Source organism: Pseudarthrobacter sp. O4, from assembly GCF_050157025.1.
Lineage (GTDB): Bacteria > Actinomycetota > Actinomycetes > Actinomycetales > Micrococcaceae > Arthrobacter.
On record NZ_CP189591.1, the window covers coordinates 4612379 to 4631980 of the forward strand.

The 19602-nt window shown below is 64.1% G+C and carries 17 protein-coding genes and 2 pseudogenes; 13 read left to right on the forward strand and 6 right to left on the reverse strand.

Features of this window, described 5'->3' with window-relative positions:
- Nucleotides 1-69 precede the first annotated feature (69 nt).
- Together ACQCSU_RS21320 and ACQCSU_RS21325 are read left to right on the forward strand one after the other, a co-directional pair.
- Nucleotides 70-1533 carry a protein adenylyltransferase SelO gene (locus ACQCSU_RS21320; RefSeq protein WP_426977386.1) on the forward strand — a complete coding sequence of 488 codons (1464 nt, stop codon included), beginning with the start codon at nt 70-72 and terminating at the stop codon, nt 1531-1533.
- 862 nt (nt 1534-2395) lie between these two features.
- Nucleotides 2396-3791, forward strand: a pseudogene (locus ACQCSU_RS21325) (DDE-type integrase/transposase/recombinase).
- A 63-nt stretch (nt 3792-3854) separates the two neighbouring features.
- Here ACQCSU_RS21325 and arfB read toward each other — a convergent pair.
- Nucleotides 3855-4277, reverse strand: coding sequence for an alternative ribosome rescue aminoacyl-tRNA hydrolase ArfB (arfB, locus tag ACQCSU_RS21330; protein ID WP_426977388.1), 423 nt, complete (start codon nt 4275-4277; stop codon nt 3855-3857).
- Nucleotides 4278-4321: 44 nt separating this feature from the next.
- On the opposite strand from arfB, the pseudogene ACQCSU_RS21335 reads away from it, so the two are divergent.
- Nucleotides 4322-4500 (forward strand): annotated as a pseudogene (locus ACQCSU_RS21335) (FAD-dependent oxidoreductase); the annotation flags it as partial.
- Nucleotides 4501-4545: 45 nt separating this feature from the next.
- On the opposite strand, the gene ACQCSU_RS21340 reads toward ACQCSU_RS21335, so the two are convergent.
- Nucleotides 4546-5430 (reverse strand): LysR substrate-binding domain-containing protein, encoded by an 885-nt coding sequence (locus ACQCSU_RS21340; protein ID WP_426977390.1) that lies wholly within the window; start codon nt 5428-5430, stop codon nt 4546-4548.
- 78 nt (nt 5431-5508) lie between these two features.
- Between ACQCSU_RS21340 and ACQCSU_RS21345 the strand changes: the two genes are divergently transcribed.
- The 4 genes from ACQCSU_RS21345 to ACQCSU_RS21360 all read left to right on the forward strand — a co-directional run bounded on the left by ACQCSU_RS21345 (nt 5509) and on the right by ACQCSU_RS21360 (nt 8632).
- A complete protein-coding gene (locus tag ACQCSU_RS21345) occupies nt 5509-6177 on the forward strand; it encodes an RraA family protein (RefSeq protein WP_426977391.1) in 669 nt (222 codons plus the stop codon).
- Complete coding sequence (locus tag ACQCSU_RS21350; protein ID WP_426977392.1) at nt 6177-6842, forward strand: RraA family protein; 666 nt, start codon at nt 6177-6179, stop codon at nt 6840-6842. Before ACQCSU_RS21345 ends, ACQCSU_RS21350 begins: the two co-directional genes overlap by 1 nt.
- The gene (locus ACQCSU_RS21355; protein ID WP_426977394.1) at nt 6839-7456 is read left to right on the forward strand and encodes an RraA family protein; all 618 of its coding nucleotides are present in this window, start codon (nt 6839-6841) and stop codon (nt 7454-7456) included. The genes ACQCSU_RS21350 and ACQCSU_RS21355 overlap by 4 nt, the downstream gene beginning before the upstream one ends.
- Before the next feature lie 249 nt (nt 7457-7705).
- Nucleotides 7706-8632, forward strand: coding sequence for an alpha/beta fold hydrolase (locus ACQCSU_RS21360; RefSeq protein WP_426977396.1), 927 nt, complete (start codon nt 7706-7708; stop codon nt 8630-8632).
- Between the two features lie 338 nt (nt 8633-8970).
- Here the strand turns inward: ACQCSU_RS21360 and ACQCSU_RS21365 are convergent, their stop codons facing one another.
- Complete coding sequence (locus tag ACQCSU_RS21365; protein WP_426977398.1) at nt 8971-10230, reverse strand: IS110 family transposase; 1260 nt, start codon at nt 10228-10230, stop codon at nt 8971-8973.
- Nucleotides 10231-10290: 60 nt separating this feature from the next.
- A protein-coding gene (locus tag ACQCSU_RS21370; RefSeq protein ID WP_426977399.1) for an IS3 family transposase occupies nt 10291-11501 on the reverse strand; the annotation gives its coding sequence in 2 pieces (ribosomal slippage) (nt 10291-11255 and nt 11255-11501; 1212 coding nt in all).
- Nucleotides 11502-12088: 587 nt separating this feature from the next.
- On the opposite strand from ACQCSU_RS21370, the gene ACQCSU_RS21375 reads away from it, so the two are divergent.
- The 5 genes from ACQCSU_RS21375 to ACQCSU_RS21395 all read left to right on the forward strand — a co-directional run bounded on the left by ACQCSU_RS21375 (nt 12089) and on the right by ACQCSU_RS21395 (nt 17169).
- Nucleotides 12089-12871 (forward strand): hypothetical protein, encoded by a 783-nt coding sequence (locus ACQCSU_RS21375; protein ID WP_426977401.1) that lies wholly within the window; start codon nt 12089-12091, stop codon nt 12869-12871.
- 121 nt (nt 12872-12992) lie between these two features.
- Nucleotides 12993-13433, forward strand: coding sequence for a hypothetical protein (locus ACQCSU_RS21380; protein ID WP_426977403.1), 441 nt, complete (start codon nt 12993-12995; stop codon nt 13431-13433).
- A gap of 89 nt (nt 13434-13522) precedes the next feature.
- Nucleotides 13523-13873, forward strand: a complete 351-nt coding sequence (locus tag ACQCSU_RS21385; protein WP_426977404.1) for a cytotoxic translational repressor of toxin-antitoxin stability system — start codon at nt 13523-13525, stop codon at nt 13871-13873.
- Nucleotides 13874-14477: 604 nt separating this feature from the next.
- The gene (locus ACQCSU_RS21390) at nt 14478-15629 is read left to right on the forward strand and encodes an alanine racemase (RefSeq protein WP_426977406.1); all 1152 of its coding nucleotides are present in this window, start codon (nt 14478-14480) and stop codon (nt 15627-15629) included.
- A 115-nt stretch (nt 15630-15744) separates the two neighbouring features.
- On the forward strand, nt 15745-17169 hold the full coding sequence (locus ACQCSU_RS21395) for a hypothetical protein (RefSeq protein ID WP_426977408.1): 1425 nt from the start codon (nt 15745-15747) through the stop codon (nt 17167-17169).
- A 261-nt stretch (nt 17170-17430) separates the two neighbouring features.
- Here ACQCSU_RS21395 and ACQCSU_RS21400 read toward each other — a convergent pair whose 3' ends face one another.
- Both ACQCSU_RS21400 and ACQCSU_RS21405 read right to left on the reverse strand, forming a co-directional pair.
- The gene (locus tag ACQCSU_RS21400) at nt 17431-17727 is read right to left on the reverse strand and encodes a hypothetical protein (RefSeq protein ID WP_426977410.1); all 297 of its coding nucleotides are present in this window, start codon (nt 17725-17727) and stop codon (nt 17431-17433) included.
- A 308-nt stretch (nt 17728-18035) separates the two neighbouring features.
- Entirely contained in the window at nt 18036-18386 is a 351-nt protein-coding gene (locus tag ACQCSU_RS21405) for an ArsR/SmtB family transcription factor (RefSeq protein ID WP_426977412.1), read from the reverse strand.
- A 95-nt stretch (nt 18387-18481) separates the two neighbouring features.
- Here ACQCSU_RS21405 and arsB point away from each other — a divergent pair, with 95 nt between their 5' ends.
- Nucleotides 18482-19579: an ACR3 family arsenite efflux transporter gene (gene arsB / locus ACQCSU_RS21410; RefSeq protein WP_426977414.1), complete on the forward strand. Its 1098-nt coding sequence runs from the start codon at nt 18482-18484 to the stop codon at nt 19577-19579.
- Nucleotides 19580-19602: the final 23 nt, after the last annotated feature.

Here is a 19602-nt window from a genome sequence, read left to right on the forward strand (position 1 = left end):
TCAGGAACCCGGGGGCGAGAGGGTCTGGCCAAGCGACATTGCTGACAGTGTCGCCCGTATCCTTGATAGATGAGTGACATCGCGCATTCAACCGTCACATTTGATGGCCGCTTCGCCCGGGAGTTCAAGGAGATGGCCATTCCTTGGCGCGCGGAGGAGGCTCCCGACCCGCACCTTCTGGTGCTCAACGAGCACCTCGCCACCGAGCTAGGTCTCGATCCGGCCTTTCTCCGGAGCCCTGAGGGTCTGCTTCTGCTGATCGGCAATGCCATCCCTGCGGAGGCCAGTCCGGTGGCGCAGGCTTACGCCGGCCACCAGTTTGGCTGGTACGCACCCCGTCTCGGCGACGGGCGCGCACTCCTGCTCGGCGAGATCGGGCACGCGGACGGGCAGCTCCGCGACATCCACCTCAAGGGATCAGGACGCACGCCGTTTGCGCGAAACGGCGACGGCCAGGCAGTGGTCGGTCCTATGCTGCGCGAATACATCGTGAGCGAGTCGATGCACGCGCTGAACATCCCCACCACACGATCCCTCGCCGTCGTCGCGACGGGGCGTTCCGTGCAGCGCGAGACGCTCCTGCCTGGCGCCGTTCTTACCCGGGTTGCCAGCAGCCACCTGCGTGTGGGCAGCTTCCAGTACGCCCGGTCCAAGGGCGACATCGGCCTCCTTCGCCGCCTCGCCGAATACGCACTAACCCGTCACCACCGGGCCGTCGCGGAGGCCGAGAACCGTTATCTCGCACTATTCCAAGCGGTCATATCAGCCCAGGCTTCACTGGTGGCCCAGTGGATGCTCGTAGGGTTCGTTCACGGGGTCATGAACACCGACAACATGACGATCTCGGGCGAAACCCTCGACTACGGGCCGTGTGCCTTCATGGAAGGCTTCGACCCCGCCGCCGTCTACAGTTCGATCGACGAGACCGGACGCTACGCCTACCGCAATCAGCCGGTGGTGGCGGAGTGGAACCTTGCCCGGCTCGCGGAGTCTCTCCTGCCTCTGCTCCACGATGACCAGGAGCAGGCGGTGGACCTCGCGGTGGAAGCACTCAGCGAGTTCCGCCGGCAGTACAGTGAAGCCTGGTCGGCAGGCATGAGGGCCAAACTGGGGTTCCGTGAAGGGCTCGACGATGAAGTGACCTCGCCTCTTGTGGACGAGCTTGTGGCTCTGATTCAGGAGTCACGGGCGGACTACACATCGTTTTTCCGGCACCTCGGCAAAGCCGCCCGCGGCCAGGCTGAACCTGCGCGGGGCCAGGTTCTGGACCCGGCAGGGTTCGATGCCTGGGTAAGGCGCTGGCGCGCCTTGGCGCCGGATGCTGACGCCATGGACGGGGTCAACCCCGTCTACATCCCGCGGAACCACCTGGTGGAGGAGGCCCTGACTGCCGCTACCGCCGGGAACACGGGTCCGCTGGAACGGTTGATGGACGCGGTAGCCTCACCCTTCGACGAGCGGCCCGGTCTCGAGCATTACGCCGCTGCCGCCCCGGAAAGCTTCGGCCCTTACCGGACCTTCTGCGGAACCTGAGCCGCTGAGGCAGGTTGCGGCGGGAGTGCTCGAGCACATAGACGCGCTACAACCACGACTTTCCCCTCGCCCGGCTCCTCCAGGACGCGCTCGGGCTGCCCATTTTCGACGGCGGCAACATGGGTGTCCGGCGGCGCCAACTCCACAAACTGCTCGCGGCCCCCGGCTACGACCCGCTCGCGGCACCGTACGAATAACCCATGAATGCACGTCCGGGACAACTCAGCGAGACCGGCCGCCGTCGCAAACGGTCAATTCAGCCACATGCGGGAGTTGTCGCATCAAACGGAACTCCCGTATTTTCAACGCCGATAGCGGAACGTTTCGTCGCCCTGTCATCTAGGCAAGTCCAAGACGGTTTGCCTTCTGGCACCCCTCCAAGCCGCTCAGTGGTTTGGTGGTCGCGGAGGCCGACTGGAGACGAAGGGGTCGAAAAGGGGGTGTGTACATTGTCCACACCTTTGGCTTCGGACTCGGCCGTACCTTGGCCGGACGGGCCCGGATTCGGCATTCTTTCGGGAGTTCCCGGTGTTTGCAGTGGACGGAATGCAGTTCGAGTCCCACCTCGGCACAACGTTCCGGAACGGAACAAAACCCCCTCGGCAGATGGGGCTTTTGCTTTAACGTGTGGACGTTGAACCTGTCGGGTCCCTCTACATTCGTCGGGCTGGGCATCGCCAAGCCCACCTATTTCACTGCAAACAGGTCGCTATCTACACGCTCCCGCCGCCCCGCCCCTACGTGTCAGGCTGGAACGGTACCAGGGGCTCATAGCAAGTCCGTTTAATCGCGTGGGGCGAGAGCCAGGAATCCAGTAATCATGTCCAGTCCAGTTTTGAGTGCAGTACGCGAAGATAGTCCTGTGAGTAGTAGTACTAGTAGTAGTAATTCTTCCGGACCGCGGGCCGGTGGTCCGCGGCCTCGCCGGTCGTTCACCCCGGTCCAGAAGCTCGAGTTTTTGACCGCGTACGAGAACGCGTGCGAGAACAGTGAAGGTGGTGCGTTTCTGCGCACGGAGGGCCTGTATTCCTCGCAGATGACCGAGTGGCGCCGGCTGCGTGACGCCGGTGTCCTGGCCGGGAAGAAGGCCGGCGAATCGATCGGAAAGCTGTCGGCGGACCAGGCCGAGAACGCGCGTTTGGCCGCCAGTTAGAGGTGAGTGAGAGCCGGTTGAAGAAGACCGAGGCAGCCTTGGAGCTGATGGGAAAACTACAGGCGTTCGCCTCAGAGGATATGCCGGACGAGCCCCGGTCCAAGCAACGCTGATGGCCACGTACCGGTCGATGCTGGAACTGAAGATCCCCACCCGCCGGGCGGCATCATTGACCGGTGTTTCCCGGACGACCGCGAACCGCAAACCGGCCCCGCCGCGGGACCATGAGCCGGTGGTGCCGCAGAACAAGCTCAGCGCCGCTGAGAGGGCGGAGATCTTGGCGGTACTGAACTCACCGGAGTTCGTGGACCTGGCGCCCATGCAGGTCTATACCATGCTGCTGGATGAGGGAACCTATCTGGGGTCGCTGTCGACTTTTTACCGGGTGCTGGAGGAAAACAGCCAGGTCAAGGAACGCCGACGGTTGGCCAAACACCCGCCCCGTACGGTTCCTGAACTGGTGGCCACGGCTCCTGGACAGGTGTTTACGTGGGATATTACAAAGCTCGCGGGCCCGGTCAAGGGAAAGTATTTCGACTGCTACATGATGGTTGATATCCATTCCAGGTTCATCGTCGGCGCGCACGTCCACGCCACCGAATCGGGCGTGTTGGCCGTGGAGATGATGAAGGGAATCTTCGGGATCCACGGCATCCCCCAGGTCGTGCACGCGGACCGGGGGACGTCCATGACGTCCAAGACCGTCGCCGCGCTGCTCTCGGATCTGGAGGTCACCCGATCCCACTCCAGGCCCCGGGTGTCGAATGATAATCCGTACAGTGAGTCGCTTTTCAAAACCCTGAAATACGGTCCGGAATTCCCCGAACGCTTCGCCTCAGTCCACGACGCCGGAGCATTTATCGGCGGCTTCGTGGACTAGTACAACCATCACCACCAGCACTCCGGCATCGGCTTCCACACGCCAGCGAACGTCCACTTCGGCCACGCGTCCGGCGTCGCCAAAGAACGCTCGGCAACGCTCGCTGCAGCCCGCGCGAGACACCCCGAGCGCTTCACGACAACCACTGATCCCAAAATCCTCGCGCTCCCAGGACCAGCGTGGATCAACCAACCCAAGGAAATCACCGAACAGTCAGCCGCCTAACTCCCGTTGGTACCGTTCAGCTTGAAAAATTCCGCGCGGCTGAAAATTGTCGACTGGACGGTGCTACTCGGCGGACGGCCTCTTGCGTTGCCGTTTCGTCGCCGCCCGCTGTTCCTTTGCGGCGAGGCGCCGACGGTTCGAACCCCGGGTGGGTTTGGTCGCCCTGCGGCGAGCAGCTTCGGGAGCAAGACCCTCTGCCACGAGGTCGGAGAGCTTGGCCAAGGCGATCTCGCGATTGCGCAGCTGAGAGCGCCGCTCGGAGACGGTCACGGTGATCGCCCCGGCAACGAGACGTCGTCCGAGACGCGTGAGCAGCATCAGCCGTTGGCCGTCCGAAAGCGCCGCTGAGTCGCCGACGTTCCACGAGAGCTCGACGCGGCTGTCCGACGTGTTGACGTGTTGACCGCCTGGCCCGGACGAACGCGAGAACCGCCAGCCGAGTTCCGACGTGGGAATCGTGAGCGCGGGCGACACCTCCAGATCCATGCAACCAGCGTTGCACAATATGGGCGCGATCGAAGCCCCCATCCCCTGGCAGGCTCAAACGTAACCGTCTCATGACGGTGCCCGTGTATGACTATGCACTTATGACGGAACCCTTGACTGAGGATCAGATGGAGGCCATCGGCTGGACGAATCAGCAGGGCATTGGGAACATGGCCACCAGTTCCACTACTACCGGATTACACGGGATAACCGGATCCTGTTCCCAACGTCAGCCGTCCTCGGTGGGACCATTTGCCGCGGTCCCTAGTCAGCCGGCGGCACGGGCGCAGGCGATGAAGTGATCGACCAACGGTCCCTGACCGCCGGTGCGGCTGACTACAGACAGTTCTACGAGATCGACGCGTTTCCTGAGTTCGCGCCAGACCAGCGTCCGGGGCTGCCGCTGCACGGAAGATTCAGGGACGAGGGTCACGCCCAGCCCGCACTCGACCATCGCGAGCTGGGAATGGATGGAGTTGGCGTAGTGCTGTGGATCGGGACTGAAGCCCGCCTGCCGGCAGGCGGCGACGAGCTCGTCATGATAGTCGGGGGAGATATGGCGGGGCAGCCACACCCACGAATCGTCACGGTAACCGGCCAGGTCCACAGGACCCTCCGTGCCGGCCAGCCGGTGGTTCTCGGGCATGGCAATGACAAAGTGATCGCGCCTGAGCGGTAGCGAGTTCAGCTGGCGGCTGGTGACCGCCTGGCGGATCACTGCTACATCGAGCTCCCTCCGCAATAACGCGTCGCGACCGTGATGGGTGTCGATCTCCCGGACCTGCAGCTCAACTTGGGGGTGCGATTCCCGGAAGCGGCGGAGGATCTGCGGCAGTGCCTCGCTGAACGCGGACGTCACGGCGCCGATCCGCAGGATCCCTGCCAGTCCGGCGCTGGCCCGCTCCGCGACCTCCTGGGCGCGTTCGGACGCAGCGATAAGCAGCCGGCACTGTTCCAGGAACATGCGCCCCGCCTCAGTCAGCATGACGCTGCGGCTGGAACGGTTCAGAAGAGTCGTGCCGAGCTGGCGTTCCAGCTGCAGGATGGCCTGACTCAACGGCGGCTGGGACATCTTGAGCCGATCAGCGGCGCGGCCAAAATGCAGTTCCTCAGCCACAGCGACGAAATACCGGGCCTGGCGTACTTCCACCATGGATCAGGTTGCCCTTCGTCTTGCAGCTGGTCGAAATCGGACCTTCACTATATCGATACTGGGGGTTCTACTGGAAGCATGACTTCCAAAGAATTGCTTCTGACCGCCTACGAGACGCTCGATTCCGCGGCCGTATCGGACGCCTTGGACGCTCTCGGGCTGGCCCCCGGACAGGCTGGATTCCTGCCGGTCTGGGAACACCCCAAGATCGTGGGCTTCGCCGTAACCGTTCAGCTGGAGCCATATGTCCCCGGCCCCTCGGGTACCCACATCGGCGCCACGGCTGTGGCCGGAGCCGCCAGCACCGACGTGATCGTTGTCGCCAACGAGGGGCGCACCGACGTCTCCTGTTGGGGAGGGCTCCTCAGCCTGGGCGCGATGCTGAAGGGCGTCCGTGGGGTCGTCGCGGATGGGGCCTGCCGGGACATGAACGAAGCCCGCAAATTGGGCTTCCCGGTCTTCGCCACGGGCCGGATTCCAGCCACGGCCCGCGGCCGTCTCCAGCAGCGCTCCACCGGCGAGCCCGTCCCGTTCGGCAACGTTACGGTCGCCCCTGGCGACCTGATTTTCGCGGACGAAACCGGCGTCGTCGTCGTCCCCCGAGTCAACGCTGAAGAAGTACTGGAGAAGGCTCAGGCCATCGCGGGCCGGGAACAGGCAATTGCCTCGGACCTCCGGTCCGGCGTCCCCCTACATGAGGCCATGCGTGATGCGCGACTGGCAGGAACCACCGAGGAAAAGCACTGATGAGCACCAACACCACCAACGACGTCGTCGCGCGGCTTGCGGCCCTGCCGACGGCCAGTATCTCCGATGCCCTGGATTCCCTGGGAGTGCACGGCACCCTGCACGGGATTGCGCCCCTGACCTACGACTTCCGGGCCACCGGACCTGCCTTTACCGTGCAGTACGAACCTGCAGGAACGGAACGGGGGAGCGTGGGCGATTTCCTCGACGACGTCCCGCCCGGGGCCATCGTTCTCATCGACAACAATGGCCGCACCGACGTCACGGTCTGGGGCGGCATCATGACCGAGATTGCTGCTGACCGCGGCGTCGCGGGTACCGTCATCAACGGCGTGTGCCGGGACGTTTCGACATCTTTGGAGCAGAACTACCCTCTCTTCAGCCTGGGCCGGTTCATGCGTACCGGCAAGGACCGGGTACGCCTCGTGGCGGTGGGGATGGAAGTCATCATCATTGACGTCAAGATCTCGCCCAATGACATCATTTGCGGCGACTCAGACGGCGCCCTTGCGGTGCCAGTTGCTTATGCCGAACGGGTGGCCGAGATCGCCGAGCGCATCGAAGACACCGAAACCAAAATCGTCGCGGCGGTCAAGGCAGGATCCACGTTGATCCAGGCCCGGGCCGACCTTGGATACCACGACCTTCAGTGGAGGAAAGTATGAACACCCCGGCGGGCGGACACTCAGCCGCCACCCTCTACGAGGCCTCAAAACTGCCCTGCGCCTGCGACCCTGGCCTTAAGGCGGCATGGCCCGGCGCCCGCGTCGCCGGCCAGGCCTTCACGGTGCGGGGCATCGGCGGTGACAACCTCGCGCTCCACAACGCTGTCCTGGCCGCGCCGGCCGGCAGTGTACTGGTCGCCGACATGCAGGGCGCGGCCCACGGCCACTGGGGTGAAGTCCTGGCCGTGGCAGCCCAGCACCGCGGCATCGCCGGCCTGATCATCGAAGGGGGAGTGCGCGACTCAGACGAGATGGTGGCCATGGACTTCCCTGTTTTTTCCCGCTGCGTCACGGTCGTCGGAACCGTGAAGGACTATCCCGGGGACCTCCGCTCACCTGTCCGGATCGGCGGCATCGTTGTCCACACCGGCGACCTGATCGTCGGCGACGGCGACGGAGTCATTGTCCTGCCCCAAAACGCCATTGCCGAAACGGTCTCCGGCGCCGATCAGCGGGTCGCCGATGAGCGGCGCATCCTCGACGAAATCAGGAACGGGAGAACAACGCTGGAACTCTACGGCCTGTCCGACGAAGGAACTTTCACTACCCGCTGAAGCCACCAACCAATTTCCGACGGGAGGGCGCCAACCCGGCCCTTCCGCCGGACTCGTCGGAGAAACATGAACCACCAACTGAAACCACCAGCAAAACCGGCCGCCGCCGCGGCAGTACAGCGGATCATCAGAAGCAGCCGCCGGCCGCAATCGCTGGGCTCCGCCCGGACCGGCACAGTGTCACTCGCGATGGGTGAGCCTGATTCTGGGACGCACGCCGAAAGGCCCACATTGCCCTCTGAGAACACCATGACCAAGCACGAGATTCGACGGCACGGACGTGCGCCTGTCCTGCATCAGCCGCACAGGGCAGGGGCTGCCACTGTTTTTCCTCCACGGATTCGGCTCCACGAAGGAGGACTATGCCGACATTGCACAGATTCCGGATTCGCCGGTCAGCCCTTCTTCGCCTACGACGCCCCCGGCTGCGGCGAGTCCTGGTGTAGCAACCTGGAAAGCATCTCGATCCCCTTCCTTGTCGACACAGCCTTGGCGACCCTCGCAGACCAAGGGATCGAACGCTTCCACCTGGTCGGCCATTCGATGGGCGGGCTGACCTCGCTAATGCTCGCCCACCAGGAACCCGGCCGCGTGGCCAGCTTCATTGACATCGAAGGGAACATTGCACAGGAGGACTGCTTCCTCAGCCGGCAGATCTTCCTCCATCCCCACGAGGACCCGGAACTGTTCCTCCAGGACTTCATCGCCCGCAACTGGGCAGCACCGTACTATTCGAGTCCGCTCTACGCCACCAGCGTGCGGTACAAGGTCCGGGCCGCAGCAGTCCGGGGAATCTTCGAATCCATGGTCAATCTCTCGGACAACGCCGACCTGATGGAGAAGTTCCTGGCCCTTCCGTTCCCCCGCATGTTCATGTACGGCGAGCAGAACCGCTCGTTGACTTATCTTCCGCACCTTGCCGCGAATGGCGTACAGCTTGCGGAAATCACCCGCAGCGGGCACTTCCCCATGTACTCCAATGCCCCGGAGATGTGGAACAGAATCGCAGCCTTCCAGCGCCAGACAGCCAGGGCAATGGAACCATGGCCGGCAGCCCAGACCAACCATAAGTATCGGCGTCGGCCCACAATGATGTGCAGCCCGATTCTTCCGGAGAACCCATATGCAAGCACCCCAGGGCAACCTAAAACAGCCCCCGGCGACGAGTGGCCGTGAACAAAGCAAAACGGCACTCCTCAGCCTTTCGATGCCCGCTTTTCAGCAAGGCAAGGTTGGTCAGCGCAAAGAAGCGCCGCACCCTATTGAATCGGGTGCGGCTGGCCGGCCGGAATGCTCTGGAACGGTGAATATGGGTGTGTACATTGATGCTCCTATTGTTGTCAATGGTCACTGAGCCACGTGCAGCACAGGCTACCGGGGCCGGCTTCTCCAGCCTCAAGGGTCTGCGATCGCTGCGCGACGGCCTGCGGCCGCCTTTGACCCCGGAGCCTCCGCGGCCCCGGTCTTGTAGTCAGCGCACGGGGCGCGCCAAGGCCGCCCCCTGGCGCGCGGCGCTACGCCAAGATTCGGGCCGACCCGCAATGCGGAGTTTCTACGCTTTCAGGGGATTGAGAGTTGAGCCACGTTTCGTAGCGTTTGTGGAAGTCGTTGTCGTGGGTGAGTCCGCGTTCGAGGCGGGACAGTGCGGTGGGCCAGACGTGGAGGGCGTCTGCGGCTTGTTGAAGGGTCAGTTGCTTGGCTGTGCGTACCGGCCGGAGGGTTCCGGCGTCGGGGCCGGGGCGCGGGTGGAGAAGCTGGTCGTAGATTTCCCGGGCGACGTAGCGCTTGAGGCAGCGCATGATTTCCTTGGTGCTCTTGCCCTCCTGGTGTCGCCTGGCCACATAGTCCTTGGTCCTGCTGTCGTACCTCATTCGCACGAGGACCACGCGGTGGATGGCTTTGTTGGCCTGCCGGTCGCCTGCCCGGCTGAGCCGGTGCCGGGAGGTCTTTCCCGATGATGCGGGGATCGGGGCGACGCCGACCAGTGCGGCGAACTTCGCTTCGGTGGTGACGCGCTCGGGGTTGTCTCCCACGGTCACGAGGAGCTGGCTGGCGACGTCGGTGCCCACGCCCTGCAGATCGCGCAGCATGGGTGCGTGGAGGGCGAGGATGGCGTCGAGTTCGGCATCGATCAGTGCCAGCTCCTGGTGCAGGTGCCGGTAGCGGACGGCGAGCCGTTTCAGCACGGTCGCGGTGCTGGTCAGCGGCTCGGACGGCGCTCCGGCGGGCCGTGTCTTCTCCAGTGCGGCCATCAAAGCGGGACTGGTCATGGCCCGGTATCTGGCGCGGATGGTCTCCGGTGCTGTTACCAGGATCGCCCTGACCTGGGCCATCACGGCGACCCGGGCCCGCATTGCCGTGGCGCGCTCCGCGCGCAGCACCCGCAACGATTCCACCGCCCCGTCCCGGGATTTCGGGGTGGCGCCGGCGCGGCCGGCCAGCACCGATTCGGCGGCCTGATAGGCATCGATCGGATCGGATTTTCCCTGCAGCCGACGGGCCTGCCGGTTCGGGCGCATCACCTCCACGACGTGAATGCCCTCACGGACGAGCACGCGGGAGAGCTCGGCACCGTAGCTGCCGGTCCCTTCCACGCCCGCGGCGAGGACCGGACCGAACTCTGCGATGAACTCGATGATGCCCTGGTAGCCGGAGCCCGCGGCAGGGAATTCCCGGTCGGCCACGTGCCGGCCGGTATCGGTGATGAGGGCGACGTGGTGGGTATCGGCGTGGGTATCGATCCCGGCGATGACTTTCAGATGTTCCTTTGCCATGATGAAACTGCCCTGACTGCGGTCGTCAAGTTTTTGAGACAGTTTCGTAGTTGATTCGGGTTACGCGGCCAGGGTTTCCGGGTCGCAGGTTTGATGGGTAGCAAGGGCCGCTGTCGGAGGGATGCCGCCGGCCCTTCGGTTTGGCCGACGGCGGTTGTACCAGCCCTCGATGTATTCCATGACAGCGGTCCTCGCGGCAAGCCTGCTGCCGAAGGTGTGCTGGTGGTACATCTCGGTCTTCAGATGCGAGAAGAAATTTTCGGCGACAGCGTTGTCCCAGCACACCCCGACGGCTCCCATGGACTGGGTAACACGGTTCCCTCCACACCATTTCTGGAATTCGTCAGAGGTGTATTGGGAGCCGCGATCTGAATGAAAAACGACTGTTCCCCCGGCGAAGTACCCGTGGTCACGGGCCATTCCCAGCGCGTCGGTACACAGCCTGGCGCGCATGTGATCGGCCATGGCCCAGCCGATGACCATGCCCGTGCACAGGTCGATCACGGTGGCCAGGTAGAGCCAGCCCTCGCCGGTGCGCAGATACGTGATGTCCCCGCAGAGCCGGGTCCCGGGCACCAAGGGGGTGAAGTCCCGTTTCCCCTTTTGGTCGAGCATGTGATTGCGGATGTGCGCGGTCTTCGCCTGTGGGTCCTGCACGGTGGTCTGCTTCCACGCCCTGGTGCGTACGGCCCGCAGGCCCTGCTCGCGCATGATCGCCCCGACCGTCGGAGCGGCGACCTGCACGCCCTTGGCATTGAGCATCAGGGTCAGCTGGTCACGGCCGGCACGGCCCTTTTCCTGCTCGAACAGGTCAGTCACCTCGGCAACCAGGCGCTGGTGCCGGAGGGCCCGCGGAGACGGGCCCTCGGGGCTGCGCCACCGGTAGAACGAGGCCCGGGAGACCTTCAGGGCCCGGCACAACCAGACGATCGGGTGGTTCGCCTTCTCTGCTTCGATGAACTCGTAGAAATCCTCTACCGTTGCTTCGCTGCAAAGAAGGCGCTGACTTTTCCCAAAAAATCGACGTCCTGCTTCAGCTTGGCAATCTCAGCCAGCGCCTTCTGGTGCTCTTCCCAGGACACCGGCGCCTTCTCCTCGCCAGCGGTGAACCGTTCCGGATGATCCTCCCGGTACTTGCGCACCCAGTTCCCCAGCGTGCCTTCCAGGACGCCTATATCGAGGCACACCTGTGCGATCGGACGGCCCGAGGAGATCACCAGCTCAACGGCTTCGTCCTTGAACTGCTGCGTGTACTTCTTACGATCGGTCATGCGAGAAAGGGCTCCTAACAAGCTGTCTCACAAAACCATACGGCCGCAGACCTTTGCATGCGATGAGAAAAGGGCACGCCGGCCGGGTGGGCAGACAAGACAGTAATGGGACTCTTCGGAACAGGCTCCTATAAGGTCATGTCCACCTGGCCGCCGCGTTTACTGCGGTCGTGCCGCGGCGGACAGATCAATGTCAAGACAAACCCCTCACAGGGCGTCAGCCACACTTGGAGCCACGCCGCGACACAACCAATTCCATCATTACTGTCCACGCTTTGGGCTTCGTATCGGGCCGGGTCGGAGCTACATGACTTGGTTGGATTGGGAGAGCGGGCCTGCCGGAACTTCAGTCACATGTTCTGAGAAGCCCGGGGCCGAAGAAAGCTACTGCCAGCCCGCCGATTAGTGTCGAGGCTGACGTCCAAGGACCATGGCCTCGGGTGCGTCGTCGACGCTCTGCTACGGCCGATCCATGTCGCACAGATGAACCGCAGTCGCCGGCAGGGAGAATCAACATTGTCGGTGCCGCTTGCGACCATGGGAAGTGACAAATTAGCGGCCGGTGCATGAAGGAGTTGGCAAGGATCGTGATCGATTTCATCAGGTCCTGGATGGAACTGGGGAAGGGGTGGCGCTCGAAAGCCGACGCCCCCTATCAGGTGACTGCATCGGTGCTGGCCGTGCTGACCATTGCGGCCATCGCTGCGGACAAGACTCCGGCAGCGATTGTGTCGGTACTGTTTGCCGCAACCGGGTGGCGGAGTGGGTCCGAATGGCTGATCACGTCGGCGCCACCATTCCTCGAGTTCCACGATCAGGGACTTTCGCACGCAGCTGCGTATGCGTTCTTCTTCGCCGTTGGAATCCTTTGGGTGCTGCCGGTGATCCGAAACCGCCTTGATGTCGTCGACACTTTCTATGATTCGGCGCGGTTGGTGTGGAGCCGGGCGGCAGCATCGTGCTGGCTCATCCTTCTGTTCGCGGCGCAGACCGGGAACGTCCAAGTCTTCTTGGGCAGGATCGTCTCCGAAACAGGTACGACGGTGGCGAGCGTTCTGGGCTGGGCGCTGGGCGCTGTCGCCGTGGTTTGGCTGTTCGGCTTGCGGTTCGCTTTTCTCGCCTCACTCGGATCGCTGCTCGCGCAAGTGTTGACCGCTGGCTTCAATGCCGGCGCCAATGTCGGCCTGACCATACTCGCCGTGCCGGTCTCTGTGCCATGGGCGGTGTGCTCATGGCTGTTCACCACCGAATCCCAGGCTTCCATCGAAGCCGAGGAAGAATCCGCAAGGATCCGACCGGAGAACTCCTTGGTGGCGAGTGGCGCCATCCCAATCACCAGGGCGACGGCCCCGAATTTTGGCCAACGCTAATACCTCTTGAGGAACTGCCGTGAACGACAAGCAATCTGTGCACGGGATTTCGTTCGTTCCCGGGGGTCAAAGCGGCACCTAAGTACTTGACGTACGTTGTGTACGTTGGATGATAGGAGACATGAGCACCCCCACGCACGAGACCACCGGCGGCCGCACCTACGGGTTTACGCAGGCGCGGGATTCGTTGAAGGCAATCCTTGATTCCAGCGAGCGGGGAGGGCTGTCCACGATCCGCCGCCCCGACCGCGCCCCGGCCGCCGTCGTCAACGGTGAGAGCCTGCGCCGGTATCTGGAATTGACGGTCGTGGCGAATGTTCAGGTCGTGCACGAGGACGGCGCCTGGGCGGTCTTCATGCCGGGGCGGCCATTTGCCGCCGAGGCCACGGAGCTAGGGGAGGCCCTGGCGGACTTTGTGGATGCGTTGCGCGACTACGCCGCGGATTGGGAAGACCACTTGCATGCCGCGCCCAACCACCGGGAGAACTGGGCGCTGGTCCAGCTCATCGACCTGTCCACCGATGAGCAGTTGACCGCCTGGCTCACCGGTTCCGTGGCGTGAGCGTCCGCCGTCTGGGTGGACGGGACGACCACGAGAAGTTCTGTCTGACTGAGCACTGGGAGTTGGTGGTCAATGCCCGTGGGAAGCCGGTGCGGCACCACGCAACCTACCGGCTGGTTCTGCCCGACGGGAGGATCCTCCGGACCCGGATTTCACGGCCGTTGAACCGGACCACGTATTCGCCGTCGATTTGGAACCACATTCTCCAAGACCAGCTCGTGGTCGGCGACGATGAGTTTTGGGCCTGCGTAGATGACGGCGTACTGCCGGCCCGCGGGGCGGCGACGGTGCCCGCCGCGGCGCTTCCCCTGGCACTGGTCTGGCAGCTCACCCACACCGTCGGGCTTGACGAGAGAGAGGTTGCGCGGATGACGAAGGAGCAGGCCGTGCAGGCCATCAATGACTACTGGATGTCCCAAGGGAGCGGAACGGGTGGCTGACGCCTCGGCCCGGTCGGGCGGTCCGGCCTGCTTTGCGTCCGCTACTCGTCCATTGGGTGCACTTGCGATTCGTCGATGGGCAGAGTTGCATACGGGAATTTCGCCATCATCAGCGGTCACGCTTAGCCTCAATACCGTTCAGTTAAGGTTTTTGAACGTTGATTTTGGGATCGTGTTCGGGCTGCTGATGGTGGGCGTGGCGGCAACGTTTGCGGAGCCCACCCTGTTGGGCGTGCCGTGAAAGCCCCAACGCTGCCGAAGGCCGCCGCTTTCCGTGCGGTGGCACATAAAAAACGCACGCCGGAGCTTCCGCATGCACGTTGGGCTACGTGGGCAAGGCGCAAGTCGCTGAACGGCACCAAGATTTGCGCAAAGATTCGGAAATAGGAGGTTCTGCCGACCACAATGGTAGCTGTGACCGGACGTTGGATTGGCCCGGGGACTAACCGGATTGCTGCCAACACTGCTCGTCGCGGCAGGACAAAGCGCGCCGTCGTTCACTGGCCGGTCCGCTCGAGATTCCAGACCGTCGACAGCTGTAGTGTTGCTGGATGGAAAGAACAGGGATTGCCCGGCCATGCCAGATTGCCAAAGGCCGGCGGAGGTGAAGGACGTCTCGTATCCGCACCTGCGGCTCGACCGAGATGCACTCGATCACAACATCGCAGTCATGGCCGACTGGTGTGAGAGCAGGAATGTGCTGCTCGCCCCGCACGTCAAAACGACCATGTCTGCCCCGATTGTTAGACGCCAAGCGGACGCGGGCGCGGAAGGGGTCACCGTTGCCACCGTTGACCAGGCCGGCACGCTTCTCGACTGGGGTTATCGCAACATCCTCATCGCCAATCAGGTGGTTGACCGCCACGGGCTCAACCGTATTCAAGCGTGGCTCACGGAGGATCCGGCTCGGCAGATCCGTATTTTCGTGGATTCCAAGGAAGGAGTCACCGCTGCCGCCAGCGTCTTCGGCACTTCTGCCGTTGCCCTGGAAGTTCTCCTGGACGTAGGCGCCCAGGGAGGCCGGACCGGGGTAAGAAGCCTCCGCGCGGCCCGGTCTCTTGCCGAACTGGTCGGCTCAACTGACGGACTGCGCCTCATCGGTGTAGCAGGCTACGAAGGTGTGGTTGCCAACAGCCGTGACAAAGAGATCGTGGCCGCCGTCGATGATCACTGCCGGAAGGTGCGAGACGTATACCTCTCCGTCGCAGACTTGTTCGACACGCCGACGCCGGTCTACTCCATGGGCGGTTCCGCGTTCCCCGACCGCGTTATCGAGTTCCTTCCCACAGACTCCGACGTGCCCGGCACTGTCCGGTTGCTGCGCTCGGGCTGCTATGCCACGCACGACCACGGCACCTACGCGGGCGTCAGCCCCGTCCCCGGGCTCATCCCTGCACTCGCGGTCCGGGCGGTGGTGCTGTCCGCCCCGGAGGACGGCATGGTCATCGTTGGTGCGGGCAAACGCGACCTGCCCTACGACGCCGGCCTGCCACCCCTGCTGACAGTTCGGACCGCGGACGGCGCCATCAAACCAGACGCGACGGGCTGCGTCGCAAAACTCTTTGACCACCATGCCGTCCTGACCGGGGCCCCGGGAATCAACGTGACCGATATCGTGGAGTTCGGCATCTCTCATCCCTGCTCCGCGTTCGATCGGTGGCCCGAATACATCGTCACGGACAACACTGGTAAGACGGACGTGTGGCACACCGACTTCCACCGGGAATCGATACAGCAAACCATAATCGAGAACTAGAGCCAGCGGGCCCTCCATGCGGTCCTCCGCCAAACTGCGGGAGTATCATGCGCAGAACAGCGCCAACGGCGGATGCTGCCATGGCGAATCGGACCCGCAGAACGGTGGTGGTGTTGTGTCCTGGACACACGTAACTGATGTAGCGCAGCTCAATGAGGCGCTGGCTTCGGGCGCCACGGAAATAGAAATCTCCGGCACGCTGAAGGGAATGGCCTCGGTGACCCTGCCGCCCGGGGTGGCTCTGCGCGGCGGCGAGCTGGTCTTCGGGGCCAAGGGCCTGCGGCTGACCAGCAACAACACCCTGGAGAACGTCACGGTGCGAACCTCGGCGCACGAACTCGCCATCTACAACGACCACACCGTGGCGGACCTGGGCACGCTGCGGCTGGCCAACGTCACCAGCTACGGCCAGGTCTACCTCAGCGCGGAGGGCAGCATCCGCGCCGGCCGCATCGAGGCCGACGGCGTGCACGTGGCCGAGGCGGACACCCGGGGGCGGGCGGACCGGCCCACCGGGTTCGGCGTCGAGGCGCTGCAGGGCGCCTTCACCCTCTGGAACCGGCAGCCGGACACCGCCGTCGTGCTCACCGCACGGCTGGAGAACATCTCCGCGGGCAGCGCCGGGGCCCCGGTGCGCGGCGGCGGCGTGTTTGTCGGCGGGCACGGGGATAAAGCCGGCAAGGCCGACGGCGGCGCCGTCACGCTCGAGCTGCTCTCCACCGGGAACGTCTTCTCCGACGGCGGCATCGCCCCGGGCACCCCGGACCTGATCAGCGGCGGCGTCTTCATCATCAGCGGCGCCAATGCCGCGGAGGTGGTGAACCTGGGCACCACCACCACGTTCGGCCAGAACGACATGGTGCTGGACAACTGGGGTGCGGTGGAGAACTGGACGGCCAAGGCGAAGGTCACCTCGCACGGCCCCAGCGGCATAGGCTTCGTCAACTTTGGCGACATCGGCGTGCTCACGGTGGAGGCACCCATCGAAACCACCGGCCTGGGTGCCCGCGGATTCAACGTCTATGACGGCTCCTTGAACGAGGCCGTCTTCGACTCGATCACCACCCACGGGGGACGGGTCCGTGGGGGTGCAGGTCAGCCGCGAACTGCCCAAGCTGACCGTCAAGGGCTCCCTGTCCACCTCCGGGGGCAGCGGCGAAAGCCTGGTCAAGGGCGTCCTGATGCCGCTGGCGGCCATCGCCCTGAGCGTGAAGCCCACCGGGCGCATCGGCTCCGTGGACATCGGGGCGGACATCTCCACCGACGGCGACGGGCTGGCCACTGTGGATCTGGAGGGGCCAGTCGGATCGCTGGCCGTGGGCGGCAAGATCATCGCCAACGGCGCCGGCGCCACTGCGGTGCGGATTGCCGGCGTGGCGGGGCCAAGCCTGGACGGCCTGGTGCTGCAGGCCCCCAACGGCCGGGACCTGGCCACCGGATGAGGCACGGGAACGGCAAAGGCGGCGCGTGCCCTTCCAGCTGGAAGGGCACGGGCCGCGACACTTTTGCGCCTCAGCTGTTGAGAGCTAGAAGAGCGTAAGCCTGCCGGGGTACCAGCAGATCGAAGCTCAAGGTTCGGCGTAGTCGTGCCGTGCCTCTTCGGTGTGGCTGCGCCTGCCACCCGTCCATGGGGAGGGAGCTGGCTGACCACGGTGCGGGGCACGCCTGGCGCCTCCGTCAGCTCTGTCAGAGCAGGTGAAAGCGGGTGGTTCGGCGAGCATCCGCAGTGGTTCGCTGGCGGCCGCCAAAGCTCGGAAGGCAGCCGCGAGGGAAGCCGCGTAGGCCCGGAGTGTGGGAGTGGTCAGGGGTTGGCGCCCGGGGTGAAGTAATTGTGGGTGTCCAGGTACCTTATCTTGGGTGGGCCGGGGAACCCTGCCTCGGCGGTGAAGGGTCCGATCTGCTCTTTCGCGAAGGTGTCGTAGAGCTCCCTCGTCTGCCAGAGGTCCGTGACGAGGATCCCGTCGTCGGTAGCCGCCACCCAGTGTCCGAGGGCGCCGGCGGGCGCCGGCCCTCCCGGGGTGAGGCCCATTTTGCCGATTACCTGGTCGTATTGCTCCAAAGTGGCTCCGGCAAATTCCATGATGACTGCGACGGCCATGTCCCTCTCCTTACAGGAGGCAGGCCGCAGGGCGGCGGCCCGCAATTGATTTGATACGGCATGGTCTACGCTCAACCACTGGGTTCGTCAACAGATGCCGGAATGCCAGCTGTGAGAGGGCCAGGCCCCGCTGTCCCGAATGCAGCTGCCGGAGATGCCCCACACGAACGGTGAATGATGGACGGTTGGGACCAGAGCGGCCCCGTTCCATCTTGCGTGCAGCTGCGAGCGCCCCATCGCGTGTCGCCTGCCGGCAGGCCAGTCGCTTCCCTGCATGCAGCGGACGGAGAAGACCTCGGATCGGGTCTTCACAGTGTGGCCAGGAGTCCGGACGCCCGTTCCAGCGCGCCCGGCACCAGGGAGTAGTAGGCCCAGGTGCCGCGCTTTTCACGGTGAAGCAACCCCGCCTCGACCAAAATCTTGAGATGGTGGGACACCGTCGGCTGGCCCAGATCCAAGGGCTCGGTGAGGTCGCATACGCATGCCTCCCCGGACTCGCCGGCCTTGACGATGGAAAGCAGGCGCAGGCGGTTCGGGTCGGCCAGTGCCTTGAAAACCAGAGCTCTCCGCTGGGCTTCTTCTGCGCTCATTGCCCGTGTGTCCGAGGGCGCGCAGCACGAAGGGTCGGCCAGCGGCTCGAGAGCTTGCAGAGAATTCATGAACCCATTATGCACACAGATTGACATTCATCGATATAGGTGGTGATACTTCACATATCGACATTCATCAATCTTGACTGAAGCACAGGAGCACCGTGAGTACCCAGACTCAATCAACGCCGCCCGCCACCGGAGAGGCTGCCGTGATCGGCAAACTCTCCGCCCTGGACCGGTTCCTCCCGGTCTGGATCGTGGCGGCCATGCTGCTGGGACTGGCCTTGGGCAGCCTGATCCCCGGTCTGAACACCGCGCTGGAAGCGGTGAAGATCGGCGAAGTCTCCCTGCCCATCGCTATCGGCTTGCTGGTGATGATGTACCCGGTGCTGGCCAAAGTCCGCTATGACCAGGCACACCGGGCCATCGCGGACCGCAAACTCATGATCACCTCGCTGGTCCTGAACTGGGTCCTGGCCCCGGCTTTCATGTTCGCACTGGCCTGGATCTTCATCCCTGACCTCCCGGAGTACCGCACGGGGCTGATCATCGTGGGCCTGGCCCGTTGTATTGCGATGGTGCTGATCTGGAACGACCTCGCCTGCGGCGACCGCGAAGCAGCGGCGGTGCTCGTGGCCATCAACTCCGTCTTCCAGGTCATTGCGTTCGGCGCCCTCGGCTGGTTCTACCTCCAGCTCCTGCCTTCGATGCTGGGCCTGCCGACCACCAGCGCGGACTTCTCCTTCTGGGCTATCACGCTCTCCGTGCTCATCTTCTTGGGCATCCCGCTGTTGGCAGGCTTCCTCACCCGGACCATCGGCGAAAAGGCCAAGGGCCGCGACTGGTACGAAGGCGCGCTCCTTCCGAAGCTCGGGCCGTGGGCGCTGTACGGCCTGCTTTTCACCATCACGCTGCTGTTCGCACTCCAGGGCGGCATCATCACGGCCCGGCCGCTGGACGTCGCCCGGATCGCCCTGCCCCTGCTGGTGTACTTCCTGGTGGTGTTCAGCGCCGGTATGCTGATCGGAAAATGGCTGGACCTCGGCTACGCCAAAACCACCACGCTTGCCTTCACCGCGGCGGGCAACAACTTCGAACTGGCCATCGCCGTGGCGATCGGAACCTTCGGGGTCACCTCCGGTCAGGCGCTGGCCGGCGTCGTCGGACCCCTGATCGAAGTCCCCGCCCTGGTTGCCCTTGTCTACGCGGCACTGTGGGCCCGCAAACGCTACTTCACCGCCGTCCCCGCTGCCCTCTGATCACCGCTACACCCCCAGGAGAA

What these genes read in the sequence shown, in the direction of transcription:
- ACQCSU_RS21320 (WP_426977386.1), top strand. Translation starts at nt 70, where the DNA reads ATGAGTGACATCGCGCATTCAACCGTCACATTTGATGGCCGCTTCGCC.
- arfB (WP_426977388.1), bottom strand. Translation starts at nt 4,277, where the DNA reads ATGGATCTGGAGGTGTCGCCCGCGCTCACGATTCCCACGTCGGAACTC.
- ACQCSU_RS21340 (WP_426977390.1), bottom strand. Translation starts at nt 5,430, where the DNA reads ATGGTGGAAGTACGCCAGGCCCGGTATTTCGTCGCTGTGGCTGAGGAA.
- ACQCSU_RS21345 (WP_426977391.1), top strand. Translation starts at nt 5,509, where the DNA reads ATGACTTCCAAAGAATTGCTTCTGACCGCCTACGAGACGCTCGATTCC.
- ACQCSU_RS21350 (WP_426977392.1), top strand. Translation starts at nt 6,177, where the DNA reads ATGAGCACCAACACCACCAACGACGTCGTCGCGCGGCTTGCGGCCCTG.
- ACQCSU_RS21355 (WP_426977394.1), top strand. Translation starts at nt 6,839, where the DNA reads ATGAACACCCCGGCGGGCGGACACTCAGCCGCCACCCTCTACGAGGCC.
- ACQCSU_RS21360 (WP_426977396.1), top strand. Translation starts at nt 7,706, where the DNA reads ATGACCAAGCACGAGATTCGACGGCACGGACGTGCGCCTGTCCTGCAT.
- ACQCSU_RS21365 (WP_426977398.1), bottom strand. Translation starts at nt 10,230, where the DNA reads ATGGCAAAGGAACATCTGAAAGTCATCGCCGGGATCGATACCCACGCC.
- ACQCSU_RS21380 (WP_426977403.1), top strand. Translation starts at nt 12,993, where the DNA reads ATGAGCACCCCCACGCACGAGACCACCGGCGGCCGCACCTACGGGTTT.
- ACQCSU_RS21400 (WP_426977410.1), bottom strand. Translation starts at nt 17,727, where the DNA reads ATGGCCGTCGCAGTCATCATGGAATTTGCCGGAGCCACTTTGGAGCAA.
- ACQCSU_RS21405 (WP_426977412.1), bottom strand. Translation starts at nt 18,386, where the DNA reads ATGAATTCTCTGCAAGCTCTCGAGCCGCTGGCCGACCCTTCGTGCTGC.